The organism is Oceanivirga salmonicida (assembly GCF_001517915.1).
Classification (GTDB): domain Bacteria; phylum Fusobacteriota; class Fusobacteriia; order Fusobacteriales; family Leptotrichiaceae; genus Oceanivirga; species Oceanivirga salmonicida.
On sequence record NZ_LOQI01000044.1, the window covers coordinates 1 to 13,658 of the forward strand.

The window sequence follows — 13,658 nt, forward strand, 5'->3', positions numbered from 1 at the left end:
ATTTTAAGTGAGCCTTCACATTTTAGATAATAGAAAATAAATATGGAGTCTCACAATATTCTTTTTAAAATATTTATCTTATTGTATTATAACAAAAAAAGATACTAATTAATTAGTATCCTTTATTTCTCGCTATAAAAATAGATTCAATAGAGCCGTTGCAAGTAGAAGCATAAATGCCCCACCTATTCTTGATGATATTTGAGCAAATGGCATAAGTTCCATTCTATCAGCAGAAGATAATACTGCAACATCTCCTGTTCCACCCATATTCGCCATACAAAGTCCTCCTGTTATCGAAGCTTCCAATGGGTAAAAACCTAATAAATTTCCTACGAATGCTGAACCAACAGAAGCACCAATAATAGTAGTGCTTACTAATATTAGATATACTATTGATATAGCACCTATAACTTCTTTAAGATTAGTATATGATACCCCTATTCCTACTAACAATGCTGGTGTTAAATTTATCATAATGAATCTAAACCATTGGAAAGATGAAATTTCATATTTTTTTGGTAATACTCCTAACATTTTTATTATAGCAACAACCAAAATCATCAATGCATAAGAATGTAATGGTATAAATTTGGCTAACATTTTTCCAAACACAAAAAATGTAGTTGAAAAAAGTAATCCTATTCCTAAAAAAGTATAATCAATAGAATGTGTTTTTTCTTTTTCTGAACTTATATCTGTTTGAGTTTTCATTAATTTCCCTTCACCAGAAAATTTTGAATTCCCTTTTGTTAATTTACTAGATAAACCTGCTACTACAATTGCTAATGCATTTCCTAGAGCAACTGCTGGAACCATTTTTGATAATATTGTTGAAGGTTCAACATTTAAACTAGCACCAAAAATTTGAGATAACGGTACTGCACCAGCACCCATTCCACCACCCATAATAGGTAATGAAACATATAATATTGCATTTTTAAAACCATATCCCATTAATACTCCAACAATTCCTGTTAATGCAAATGAAGCTATAACACCACCAATAATTACTGGTAAATATCTTAAAGAGGCTTTAATTAATAGTTTTCTATCCATTCCCAAAATACTTCCTGTAATTAATGCTGCTATATAGAAATCTAAAAATCCTTCTTTTTTCATAAAACTATCTATAATTTTTATAGATGTTTCAGGTAAAACCTCATAAGCTACAAGAGCAGCTGAAACAAAGATTATAACAATTGGACCTCCGCCTAAATAATCTTTAACAATAGGAAGTTTATTTCCTAATAAATTAAGTATAGCCCCTAAAACCATCATTAAAGAAAATGCCCCTATCATTCCTGATGGTAAAACTTCCATAAATGTAGCCCCTAAAACAACTGCCGTTATAATTGCAAATACTATAAGGGAAATTCCCATTATTTTAAATTCATTTTTATTCTCCATAATATTTTAGTCTCCTTATTATTTTAGTTTCCTTATTTATCAAATTAAATTTGTGCTACTCCTGTTTTTCTAGCAGCTTCTTCTACTGCTTTTGCCACTTCAACAGCAATTTCTTTATTTAAAGCATTAGGAATTATAAAGTCTTCACAAAGATCAAATTCTTTTACCATATTGGCTATAGCATATGCTGCCGCAATATTCATTTCATCATTAATTTCACTTGCTCTTGCATCTAATGCACCCCTAAATAATCCTGGGAAAGCTAATACATTATTTATTTGATTTGCATAGTCAGATCTCCCAGTACCAACAATTCTTGCCCCTGCTAATTTTGCTTCATCTGGGAATATTTCAGGAATTGGATTTGCCATAGCAAAAACTATAGCATCAGAATTCATACTTTTTACCATTTCTTTATTTACTATATTACCTGCCGATACACCTATAAAAATATCAGCTCCTACCATTGCATCTTTTAATGTTCCTTCAACATTATCTTTATTTGTCAAATTAGCAAGTTCTTCTTGTAACCAGTTTTTATTATTATTTTTATTTAATATACCTTCACGATCACATACTAATAGTTTTTTTACCCCTAATGATAATAGCATTTTGGCAATTGCACTACCTGCTGCACCTGCACCATTAATTACTATCTTAACATTTTCTATTTTTTTATTTACAATTTTTAATGCGTTTATAATTCCAGCACTTACTACAATTGCAGTTCCATGCTGGTCATCATGAAATACAGGAATATTTAATTCTTTTTTTAATCTTTTTTCAATTTCTACGCATCTTGGGGCAGAAATGTCTTCTAAATTAATACCACCAAAAGTAGGTGAAATTAATTTTACAGTTTCTACTATCTTATCTACATCTTTCGTATCTAAACAAATGGGAAAAGCATCTACATTTGCAAATATTTTAAACAATATTGATTTACCTTCCATAACTGGCATAGCACTTTCAGGTCCAATATCACCTAATCCTAAAACTGCAGTTCCATCAGTTACAACTGCTACTAAATTCCCTTTTGAAGTGTATTTATACACATCTTCTTTTCTTTGATTAATTTTTCTACATGGTTCAGCTACACCTGGAGTGTAAGCTACACTTAAATCATCAGAATTTTGAACTTTTATTTTTGATCTAACTTCAATTTTACCTTTATTTTCTTCATGCACCTTTAAACTCTCTTTTGAATAATCCATTTTTATTCCTCCTTTTGTTGATTGTATTATATTTATATCATTATTTTAAAAAAAAGCAAGTATTATATTAACTATACTTAATTATAAAATACATTTATCAAAGAAATTAAATTTATACATTTTTTTTAGTTAGTCAATAATATCAATAAAATTAACTAAAATATTAGTTTTATAAATTACTTCAACAAATCCTATTATTGAGAACATTTTTAACTTTACTAAATTTTATAGTATATTTATACCATTGTTTTCTCAAAATGCAAATATCAGATATTTATTCCATATTTTTCTTTTATTTTCATTTTTTTCAAAATTTATCATTGCTTTTTTTCAAAAACAGGGGTATACTCATACTAATGAAAGGTGAGTGTATTATGAAAAAGTTGCAAAAGCAAAGATTTGATAAAATTTTAGAACTTTTAAAAATTTCTGATTACCTAAAATATTCCGATTTAGAAAAACAAATGAATGTTTCAGCTATAACTATAAGGCGAGACGTTATAAAAATGGAAACATTGGGACTTCTAAATAGAATATCAGGTGGAATTGAAAATAAAAGTATTAGTCAAGATATAGACTATAATTTAAGAAGTAAAAAAAATTTAAGCGCAAAAAAAGCAGTAGCAAAAAAAGCAAGTAAATATATAAAAAATAATCTCATTATTTTTTTAGATGCTGGTACCACTATATTTGAACTCATACCTTATTTAAAAGGAAAAAATATAACAGCAATAACTAATTGTATAGAACATATAAATAAACTAATTAAAAATGAAATTAACTTCATTTTATTAGGTGGTTATGTAAAACCTAGCACTAAGGCAACAGTAGGAATAGAAACTTTAAATCAACTAGATAAATTTAATTTTGATATAGCATTTATTGGAGCTAATGGTGTAGATAAAGAGAAAGGAATTACTACCCCTGATATAGAAGAAGCCCACATTAAAACTAAGGCTATTAAACATTCAAAAAAAGTATACATTTTAACTGATAGTTCTAAATTTAACAAAATTTCAAATGTTAAATTTTCAGAATATGATAATGTAAATATTATAACAGAAAAAGGAGAAATAAATTAAATGATTTACACGATAACACTTAACCCAGCATTAGATTATGACATTTATTTGGATAACTTTAAAAAAGCAAAACTAAATTTATCAAAAAAAATAAATTTTAGAGCAGGTGGAAAAGGAATAAATGTTTCTATCATGCTTAAAAATTTAGAAAATACATCTTATTCTCTTGGTTATATTGCTGGTTTTACCGGGAAATACATATTAAATAGTTTAGATGAAATGAAAATAAACCATAATTTTATTCATATAAGTGGTATTACGAGAATAAATGTTAAAATAAATGATGAATTAGATGAAACAGAAATAGCAGGTATATCACCTAAAATAGGAGAAAAAGATATAGAAAAATTAAAAGAATATATTTCAAAACTAAATAAAGATGATATATTAGTATTAGCAGGCTCTATTCCTAATTCATTAAAAAATGATATATATAAAGAGTTTTCTATGGCTACAAAGGCTAAAATTGTTTTAGACACAAGAGGAAATTTATTATTACAAAATATACACAACAATTTATTAATAAAGCCTAATATAAAGGAATTAGAAGATGTCTTTTCAATAAAAATAGAAACTGATGAACAAATATATGAATTATGCCAAACATTTATAAATCAAGGTGTAGAAAATGTATTAGTTTCTATGGGGAGTAAAGGGGCTATATTAGTAAAAAAAGGAAAATATTTAAAAGCAGATATTCCTAAGGGTATATATATTAATTCCATAGGTTCAGGTGATTCTATGGTGGCAGGATTTATACATGCTCATACTAAAAACTTAGACGATATAGAAAGTTTAAAATTAGCAGTAGCTTGTGGCTCTGCAACTGCTTATTCATACGGAATAGGTGAAAAAGAATTGGTAAACAAATTAAAAAATAGCATAAAAATACAGGAGGTAATTATATGAAATTAGAAAAATTACTAAAAAGAAATCAAGTAATTTTTAATTTACATGCTAGTGAAAAGAATGCGGCAATATCTGAAATGGTTAAAGCATTTGGCTCAGATGTGATAAATGATCATGATAAATTTTTAAAAGATGTTTTAGCCAGAGAAGAGTTATCACATACAGCATTAGAAGGAGTAGTTGCTACTCCACATGCAAAATCAAGTGCAGTTAATGAACCTGCAATACTTATTGCTATATCTAAAGAGGGTATAGATTTTAGTGAAGGCGAAGAAGAAAAATCAAAATTATTCTTTATGATAGCAGTTCCTGAGACTGAAGTTAATTTACATATTGATATATTAACTAAGTTAGCTAATATAATGTTAGATGAAGAAAAAATCGAAAAATTATTAAACGCTAAAACTTATGAAGAAATTATATCTTTAATACAATCTAATGAAAAGGAAGAAGAAATTATGAAAGATGAAAGATTTGTAGTAGCGGTAACAGCTTGTCCAACAGGTATAGCACATACTTTTATGGCAGCAGATTCTCTAAAAAAAGCCGCAAAAGAATTAGGAGTGACAATTAAAGTTGAAACTAACGGAACTGATGGTAGAAAAAATGAAATCACAAAAGAAGATTTAGAAAAGGCTAGTGGAGTAATTTTAGCAATTAACAAAAGTGTTAACGAAGAAAGATTTAATGGTTATAAGGTTATAAAAGTTGGAGCCAAAGATGGTATAAACAAAGCAAAACAATTAATACAAGATACCTTAGATGGTAAAGGAAAAATTGCTAACTTTTCAACAAGTTCAAATGAAAAAAATACAAGCAGTGATAAAAAAGGTCTATATAATCACTTATTAAGTGGTGTTTCATATATGTTACCATTGGTAATAAGTGGTGGTATATTAATAGCGTTAGGGTTCTTAGCAGATTCATTAGCAGGAAATACTGATGTTGGTGGAGCATATGGAAGTACTTCATATATAGCAAAAGTACTTAATACAATAGGTGGAACAGCATTTGGATTATTTGTTCCTATTTTAGGTGGTTATATAGCATACAGTATAGGTGGAAAATCATCATTAGCAGCAGGTCTTGTGGCTGGAGCATTAGCTAAAGATGGTGGTTCAGGATTCTTAGGTGCAATAATAGGTGGTCTTGTGGCCGGTTATGTAACAAAAGCATATTCTGATGCTACACAAAATATGCCTAAACAATTTAAAGGTATGAACTTAATCTTATTAACTCCTGTTATAACGGTATTAACAGTTGGTTTAGTAATGCAATTTGCGTTAAATCCAGTAGTTGGAAGTATAAATACAGCAATGAATAATTTCTTAGCTAGTATGGGTACAAGTTCTAAAATTTTATTAGGTACTGTACTTGGAGCAATGATGGCTGTTGATATGGGTGGTCCAATAAATAAAGCAGCATATGTATTTGGTACAGGTACACTAGCATCAACAGTTGCAACAGGTGGTTCAACAGCAATGGCAGCAGTTATGGCTGGTGGAATGGTTCCGCCATTAGCAATTGCAATAGCAACAACTATATTTAAACATAAATATAATCAAGAAGAAAGAGAAGCAGGACTTTCAAACTATATTATGGGGCTTTCATTTATAACTGAAGGTGCTATACCTTTTGCAGCAGCTAATCCATTTAGAGTTTTACCTGCTTGTATAATAGGTTCAGGACTTGCAGGAGCATTAACTATGCTATTTGATATTAAAATTCGTGCACCACATGGTGGAATATTAGTTATGTTCTTAAGTTCAAATTTCTTATTATATCTATTAGCAATATTAATAGGAAGTATAGTAGGTGCAGTATTATTAGGTCTTTTAAAAAAATCAAGTAATTAATAATAGAAAAACATATTGAAAAACTAAGACTGAAAAGTTTTAGTTTTTTCTTATTTATATTTGTAAATTACAATTTTAAATGTTAGAATATTATTAAAAAAAAATTATGGAATCAAAGAAAGGAATAGCATATGGAAGTAATAGTTATAGGTGGTGGAGCATCTGGCATGATGTTTGCTTCACAATTTAAAAAGAAAAATTCTGATAGCAAAATAACAGTATTTGAAAAAGGTAAATTTGTATCTTGGGCAGGTTGTACTACGCCTTACTATATATCAAATGAATTAGATTTTAGCCATGTAGTTTTAAGAGAGCCACAAGACTTTATAACTAAAGGTATAAATGTAAAAATAAATTTTTTAGTTACTAGTGTTAATTTTGATGAAAAATATGTATTAGTAAATGATGAAAAATATTTCTATGATAAACTTGTAATTGCAGTTGGTGCTAGGGCTAAAATAGAAAAAGAATACACTTTAAATAACGCTAGTGATGCTATAAAAATTAAAGATGCTATTGATAGTGGTAAAATTAAAAATGCTTGTATAGTAGCTGGCAGCTTTGTTTGTATAGATTTAGCGGAAAGTTTTATTAAAAGAGGGATAAATGTTACATTATTAGAAGCGAATAATACTCTTTTTCCAGATATTAGTGAAAATATAAAGACTGAATTATTTGATAAAATAAAAGAAAGTGGTCTAAATTTTTTACCAAATACAAAAGAATATAATTTAGATAAATTTGATATGATTGTTTATGCAAAAGGAATTATTCCAAACATTGATTTTTTAGAAGATAAATTAAAAACTTTAAATGGCAAAATTATAGTTAATGAATACTTTGAAACTAGTATACAAGATGTATATGCTATAGGTGATAGCGTATATAATAAATATATAGGAAAAGATATCTATCAATATTCTCCACTAGGCAATGTTGCTAATAAACATGGCTATTTACTAGCTTCTAATTTATCAGGTGATAAAAGAGCGTGGTATGGAACACTAGGAAGTTTTGCAACTTCATACTTCGATATTAAAATTGCAGGAACTGGTCTTAGTCTAGATAAAGCCATAAAATTAGGTCATAATGCTAAAAGTATTACATTAAATGCTAGTACAAAAAATTCAGGTTTTAAAAATTATAAACCTAATAAAGTTGAAATAATATATGATATAGATAAAAATATAGTTTTAGGTGCATTTGCAGTTGGTTATGAGGCTACTGCTCAATTTATAGATAGTTTATCAATCGTTATATATAGTAAACTTCCTATATCAGAATTTATAAATATAGATTTTTGCTATTCTCCAACAAACTCAAGTATTTGGAATCCCTTATTAGCTCTTTATAGAAAGGTAATAAAATAATAGATGGTTTAAAAGAGTTATAAAAAAAAGAAAAACTAAGACTGAAAAGTTTTAGTTTTTTATTATTTATATTTGTAAATTACAATTTTAAGTGTTAAAATATTATTAAGAAAAAATTATAAATTAAGAAAGGAAATAGCATATGAAAATAATAGTTATAGGTGGTGGAGCATCTGGTATGATGTTTGCTTCACAATTTAAAAAGAAAAATCCTGATAGCGAGATAACAGTATTTGAAAAAGGTAAGTTTGTATCTTGGGCAGGTTGTCCTACACCTTATTATATAGCAAATGAATTAGATTTTAGCCATGTAGTCTTAAGAGAACCACAAGACTTTATAACTAAAGGTATAAATGTAAGAATAAATTCTTTAGTCACTAGTGTTAATTTTGATGAAAAATATGTATTAGTAAATGATGAAAAGCATTTTTATGATAAACTTGTAATTGCAGTTGGAGCTAAGGCTAAAATCCAAAAAGAATACACTTTAAATAACGCTAGTGATGCTATAAAAATCAAAGATGCTATTGATAGCGGAAAAATCAAAAATGCTTGTATAATAGGTGGTGGTTTTGTTGGTATAGAGTTAGCAGAAAGTTTTATTAAAAGAGATATAAATGTTACATTATTAGAAGCAAATAACACACTTTTCCCAGATATTAGTGAAAATATAAAGACTGAATTATTTGATAAAATAAAAGAAAGCGGACTTAACTTTTTACCAAATACAAAAGAATATAATTTAGATGAATTTGACATGGTTGTTTATGCAACAGGAATTACTCCAAATATTGATTTTTTAGAAAATAAATTAAAAACTTTAGATGGTAAAATTATAGTTAATGAATATTTTGAAACTAGTGTACAAGATGTCTATGCCATAGGTGATAGTGTATATAATAAATATATAGGAGAAGATATTTATCAATATTCTCCACAAGGTGATATCGCTAATAAACACGGTTATTTACTAGCCTCTAATTTATCAGGTGATAAAAGAAAATGGTATGGAACACTAGGAAGTTTTGCAACTTCATACTTTGATATTAAAGTTGCAGGAACTGGTCTTAGTCTAGATAAAGCCATAAAATTAGGTCATAATGCTAAAAGTATTACATTAAATGCTAGTACAAAAAATTCAGGTTTTAAAAATTATAAACCTAATAAAGTTGAAATAATATATGATATAGATAAAAATATAGTTTTAGGTGCATTTGCAGTTGGTTATGAGGCTACTGCTCAATTCATAGATAGTTTAGCAATAGTAATATATAGCAAACTTCCTATATCAGAATTTATAAATATAGATTTTTGCTATTCTCCAACAAACTCAAGTGTTTGGAATCCTCTATTAGTTCTTTATAGAAAGGTAATAAAATAATGGATAGTTTAAAAGAATTATTTAAAATAGGTCGTGGTCCTTCAAGTTCTCATACTATAGGACCAGAAAGAGCAGCAATCAGTTTTAAAAAAATGTATCCTAATGCTACACATTATGTAGTTAATCTTTATGGTAGTTTAGCTGCTACAGGTCGTGGTCATATGACTGATAAAATAATTATTGAAACTTTAGCACCTAAAAAGGTTGAAATATTATGGCATGCTGACATAGTACACCCTTATCATACTAATTATATGAAATTTATAGCATACAATGGAAATGAAGTACTAAAAGAATGGGAAGTCTTTTCAGTAGGTGGTGGTACTATACAGGAAATGCAAGATGGTAAAATAGAAGATTTAACTTTAAAAGAAACATATGAACTTAGTAATTTAAAAGACATTATTAGTTGGTGTAAACAAAATAATAAAGAATTATGGGAATATGTAGAAGAAAACGAAGGTTCTGATATTTGGAAATTTTTAAATGAAATAGAAATATCTATGGAAAAAACTATTAAAGAAGGTTTAAATAAAACTGGAAATCTCCCTGCAAAAATAAAAGTAAAAAGAAAAGCACATGACATGTATAACGAATATTTAAATGCTAAAAATGCTTTAAAATTATCTAAGAAAATCTTTGCCTATGCTTTAGCAACATCAGAAGAAAATGCTTCAGGTGGTACAGTAGTTACAGCACCTACTTGTGGAGCTTGTGGAGTAATCCCTGCTGTATTAATTGCAATGAAAGAAGAATTCGAATTAGATGATACAACTACTGCTAGAGGGTTAGGTATTGCTGGTCTTATAGGTACTCTAATTAAAACTAATGCAACTATATCAGGTGCTGAAGGTGGTTGCCAAGCCGAAATAGGTTCAGCTTGTTCTATGGCTTCTGCGATGGCAGCATATTTTTTAGGAGCAAGTATAGATGAAATAGAGTATGCAGCAGAAAGTGGATTAGAACATGCCCTAGGTATGACATGTGATCCTGTAGGTGGTTATGTAATAGTCCCTTGCATAGAAAGAAATGCTGTTTTTGCTGTTAAAGCATTAAATACAGCCAATTATGTAACTTCTGTAGGAGCAGATCATGTAATATCATTTGATGATGTTGTAACCACTATGGCAGAAACAGGAAAAGATTTGGCACCAGCTTATAGAGAAACATCTACTGGTGGTCTTGCAAAATATTATGAAAAATTATTAAAAAAGGAAAACAAAAATGAAGAAACTACTAATTATTGATACCAGTGCCATAATGTATAGATCACATTATGCTTTATTTAGACTTGTAAATACCAAAGGTATGCATACAGGAGCTGTTTTTGGTTTTGTAAAACAACTAGAAATTGCTATTAAAAATATAGAACCTGATTATATTGCTGCTGCTTTTGATGTTAGTAGATCTGGATTAAAAAGATTAGAAATTTTTAAAGAATATAAATCAAATAGAACAGGTATGCCAGAAGAATTAGTTCCACAATTAGAAATTATAAGAGATATAATTGATGCTTATGGTATAGAAAAATTTACTTGTGAGGGTTATGAAGCAGATGACGTTATAGCAAGTTTAGCTGAATATGCTAAAAATAATAACATGGAAGCCCATATAGTTACAGGAGATAAAGATTTACAACAACTAATTTCTGATGATGAAAAAGTATTTATACACTTCTTAGGAAAAGATATCATAATCAAAAATAGAAAAGAAGTAAAAGAATATATAAATGTATACCCTGAATATATACCTGACTTTTTTGGTCTTAAAGGAGATGCTTCAGATGGCATACCAGGTGTTAAAGGTATAGGAGAAGTTGCAGGCTCAAAATTAATAAACGAATATAGTACTCTTGAAAATCTATATGAACATATAGAAGAAATCAAAGGTAAAATGAAAGAAAAATTAATAAACGACAAAGAATTAGCTTTCATATCTCGTGAACTTGCAATAGTTAATAAAAATCTTGATTTAAATGTAAATATTGAAAAATTAAGTGTAAGTGATAAAGATATTCCAAAACTAAAGCAAATATATAAAGATTTAGAATTAAATCAACTATATAAACAACTTGATGAAGAAACTGCAAAAGAAAAAAAAGATTTAACATTTAATATAGTAACTAAAAATGAAATTATAAATATAGTTAATAATTCAAAAGAAATTACTCTATATACAGATGATAACTTTTTAAATATTATTGACGATAATGAAAATATATATAGTAGTGAACCATTTGATTTAAGTGAGTTTAATCCTAATGTGTACTACAATTTATTTGATGCAAAAAAATATATGCACGAAAATTTAAAATTAAAAGATAATTTTTTTGATAATTTAATAGCTGCATATATAATAAATACTCATTCAAAATTCTATATTGAATATATATTAGAACATTATCTCCACATAAATATACCAATTTATGGTAAAACCTTACTTAAAAAGACTACAAAAGAAGAATTAAGAAAAAATTCTATAAAAATTACCTTAGGTATTTTTGAATTAAGAAAAGTATTAGAAAAAAAATTAAAAAAATTAGACACTATGAAAACATATGATAATATTGAAAAACCTTTAATTTCAGTTTTATATAACATGGAAAAAGAAGGTATAATGATAAGCAAAGAAAAATTTGATAAATTAAATATTGAATTTAGTAAAATAACAGATGAATATGAAAAGAAAATTTTTGAAATTGCAGGTTGCGAATTTAATTTAGATTCTCCTAAACAATTAGCAGAAATTCTTTTTGAAAAACTAAATATTAAAACTATCAAAAAAACTAAAACAGGGTATTCAACTGATGCAAGTGTATTAGAAGAATTATCACTTCGTGGTATTGAAATTGCAGACTATATCTTAACATATAGAGAATATAAAAAATTAGTGTCGACATATATAGAATCTATACCTAAATTTGCTGATAAAAATTTAAGAGTTCATTCAGTATTTAATGGAACTGGTACTGTTACAGGTAGATTATCATCACTAAATCCTAACTTACAAAATATACCTGCTAGAAATGAAAACGGAAATAAAATTAGAGCCTGTTTTATTGCTAAAAAAGGCTATAAACTAGTTTCTTTTGACTATTCTCAAATAGAACTTAGAGTTCTTGCAGAATTATCAAAAGACCCTGCATTATTAGAAGCGTACAATAATGATTTGGATTTACATGAACAAACTGCTAGAAAAATATTCGAAAAATATGAAGGAAAAATTTCTAAAAATGAAAGAGATTTAGCTAAAATAATTAATTTTAGTGTACTATATGGTAAAACTGCATATGGATTATCAAAAGAATTAAAAATCAATATTAATGATGCTAGAAAATACATAAATGCATATTTTGAAAAATATACTACTGTTAGAACATTTCTTGATAAAATAATAGAAAAAGCAAATGAAAATGTTTATGTTGAAACCTTATTTGGTTCTAAACGATACATTAATGGACTAAAATCTTCTAATTCTTTTGTACTTGAACAAGCTAAAAGAATGGCTATAAATACAGTAATACAAGGTACTGCCGCTAATATTTTAAAAATTGTCATGATTAAACTTAATAATCTTGGCTATAATATATTAGTACAGGTGCATGATGAATTAATATTTGAAATTAAAGAAGAAAATGTAGAAAAACAAGTTAAAGAAATTAAAAAAATAATGGAAAATACTATAAAATTTGAAAATGTTAAATTAAAAGTAAATTACACTGTTGGAGATAATTGGGGAGAACTTAAATGAGAATAAAAAACGGCATGAAACTAGGCTTACCAATAGCGATTGCATATATTCCTTATGCGATAGCACTTGGGCTTATGTCTAAAAATTTAGGTATACCTAGTTATGTAATATTTTTAATGTCACTTTTAATTTATGCTGGTAATAGTCAAATTATTATACTTACATTTTATTCTGTGGCATCTAATATAATAGATTTAATAATACCTGCTATATTGGTTAATGTTAGATATATTTTAATTAATTTGCCAGTTATTAAAAAGCAAAAAAATGAAAACTTTAAAATTAAGTTATTAAGCTCTCTAATGCTCACTGATGAGGGCGTGGCATACCTAACTGCTAAAAACATCTTTAATGCCCACGAAACCCTAGGATTTGGCTTTATAGGCTACTTATTCTTTTGCTTCTCTACACTATTAGGCTCAATAATAGGTGATTACATTCCAGAATATTATAGCATAACACTTAATTTCGTACTTTATGCTATATTTGTAAGTCTATTAGTAAGTATTATTTTAGAAAATAAAAAATATATATTTATTGTTATATTAACAATTTCTATAAAATTACTATTAAGTAATCTTAACCTACAACCCGCTATTGTAATATTATTATCTATTACATTAGCACCTATAATTGCAACTATAATAAAATACACTACAATAAAATTGTAAAACTCCATATCATTT

General features: G+C 27.3%; 10 protein-coding genes. 8 read left to right on the plus strand and 2 right to left on the minus strand.

Annotated features, from left to right (window positions below; genetic code table 11):
* Window positions 1-132: 132 nt before the first annotated feature.
* Window positions 133-1,410: a 2-hydroxycarboxylate transporter family protein gene (locus tag AWT72_RS05875; protein WP_067142248.1), complete on the minus strand. Its 1,278-nt coding sequence runs from the start codon at window positions 1,408-1,410 to the stop codon at window positions 133-135.
* 44 nt (window positions 1,411-1,454) lie between these two features.
* On the minus strand, window positions 1,455-2,624 hold the full coding sequence (locus AWT72_RS05880) for an NAD(P)-dependent malic enzyme (RefSeq protein WP_067142251.1): 1,170 nt from the start codon (window positions 2,622-2,624) through the stop codon (window positions 1,455-1,457).
* Window positions 2,625-2,998: 374 nt separating this feature from the next.
* Here AWT72_RS05880 and AWT72_RS05885 point away from each other — a divergent pair, with 374 nt between their 5' ends.
* The 8 genes from AWT72_RS05885 (at window position 2,999) to AWT72_RS05920 (ending at window position 13,643) form a co-directional block, all read left to right on the plus strand.
* Window positions 2,999-3,706, plus strand: coding sequence for a DeoR/GlpR family DNA-binding transcription regulator (locus AWT72_RS05885; protein WP_067142254.1), 708 nt, complete (start codon window positions 2,999-3,001; stop codon window positions 3,704-3,706).
* Window positions 3,707-4,615 carry a 1-phosphofructokinase gene (gene pfkB / locus AWT72_RS05890; protein ID WP_067142257.1) on the plus strand — a complete coding sequence of 303 codons (909 nt, stop codon included), beginning with the start codon at window positions 3,707-3,709 and terminating at the stop codon, window positions 4,613-4,615.
* Window positions 4,612-6,471: a PTS fructose transporter subunit IIABC gene (locus tag AWT72_RS05895; RefSeq protein ID WP_067142260.1), complete on the plus strand. Its 1,860-nt coding sequence runs from the start codon at window positions 4,612-4,614 to the stop codon at window positions 6,469-6,471. Before pfkB ends, AWT72_RS05895 begins: the two co-directional genes overlap by 4 nt.
* A 131-nt stretch (window positions 6,472-6,602) precedes the next feature.
* The gene (locus AWT72_RS05900) at window positions 6,603-7,841 is read left to right on the plus strand and encodes an FAD-dependent oxidoreductase (RefSeq protein ID WP_067142264.1); all 1,239 of its coding nucleotides are present in this window, start codon (window positions 6,603-6,605) and stop codon (window positions 7,839-7,841) included.
* A gap of 142 nt (window positions 7,842-7,983) precedes the next feature.
* Window positions 7,984-9,222 (plus strand): FAD-dependent oxidoreductase, encoded by a 1,239-nt coding sequence (locus AWT72_RS05905; RefSeq protein WP_067142267.1) that lies wholly within the window; start codon window positions 7,984-7,986, stop codon window positions 9,220-9,222.
* Window positions 9,222-10,469: an L-serine ammonia-lyase, iron-sulfur-dependent, subunit alpha gene (locus AWT72_RS05910; protein ID WP_067142270.1), complete on the plus strand. Its 1,248-nt coding sequence runs from the start codon at window positions 9,222-9,224 to the stop codon at window positions 10,467-10,469. The genes AWT72_RS05905 and AWT72_RS05910 overlap by 1 nt, the downstream gene beginning before the upstream one ends.
* Window positions 10,447-12,972, plus strand: coding sequence for a DNA polymerase (locus AWT72_RS05915; protein WP_067142273.1), 2,526 nt, complete (start codon window positions 10,447-10,449; stop codon window positions 12,970-12,972). The genes AWT72_RS05910 and AWT72_RS05915 overlap by 23 nt, the downstream gene beginning before the upstream one ends.
* A complete protein-coding gene (locus tag AWT72_RS05920) occupies window positions 12,969-13,643 on the plus strand; it encodes an AzlC family ABC transporter permease (RefSeq protein ID WP_067142276.1) in 675 nt (224 codons plus the stop codon). Before AWT72_RS05915 ends, AWT72_RS05920 begins: the two co-directional genes overlap by 4 nt.
* Window positions 13,644-13,658: the final 15 nt, after the last annotated feature.

Coding starts and splice junctions, on each gene's coding strand:
- AWT72_RS05900 (WP_067142264.1), top strand. CDS start 6,603: ATGGAAGTAATAGTTATAGGTGGTGGAGCATCTGGCATGATGTTTGCT.
- AWT72_RS05895 (WP_067142260.1), top strand. CDS start 4,612: ATGAAATTAGAAAAATTACTAAAAAGAAATCAAGTAATTTTTAATTTA.
- AWT72_RS05920 (WP_067142276.1), top strand. CDS start 12,969: ATGAGAATAAAAAACGGCATGAAACTAGGCTTACCAATAGCGATTGCA.
- AWT72_RS05915 (WP_067142273.1), top strand. CDS start 10,447: ATGAAGAAACTACTAATTATTGATACCAGTGCCATAATGTATAGATCA.
- AWT72_RS05910 (WP_067142270.1), top strand. CDS start 9,222: ATGGATAGTTTAAAAGAATTATTTAAAATAGGTCGTGGTCCTTCAAGT.
- AWT72_RS05905 (WP_067142267.1), top strand. CDS start 7,984: ATGAAAATAATAGTTATAGGTGGTGGAGCATCTGGTATGATGTTTGCT.
- pfkB (WP_067142257.1), top strand. CDS start 3,707: ATGATTTACACGATAACACTTAACCCAGCATTAGATTATGACATTTAT.
- AWT72_RS05885 (WP_067142254.1), top strand. CDS start 2,999: ATGAAAAAGTTGCAAAAGCAAAGATTTGATAAAATTTTAGAACTTTTA.
- AWT72_RS05880 (WP_067142251.1), bottom strand. CDS start 2,624: ATGGATTATTCAAAAGAGAGTTTAAAGGTGCATGAAGAAAATAAAGGT.
- AWT72_RS05875 (WP_067142248.1), bottom strand. CDS start 1,410: ATGGAGAATAAAAATGAATTTAAAATAATGGGAATTTCCCTTATAGTA.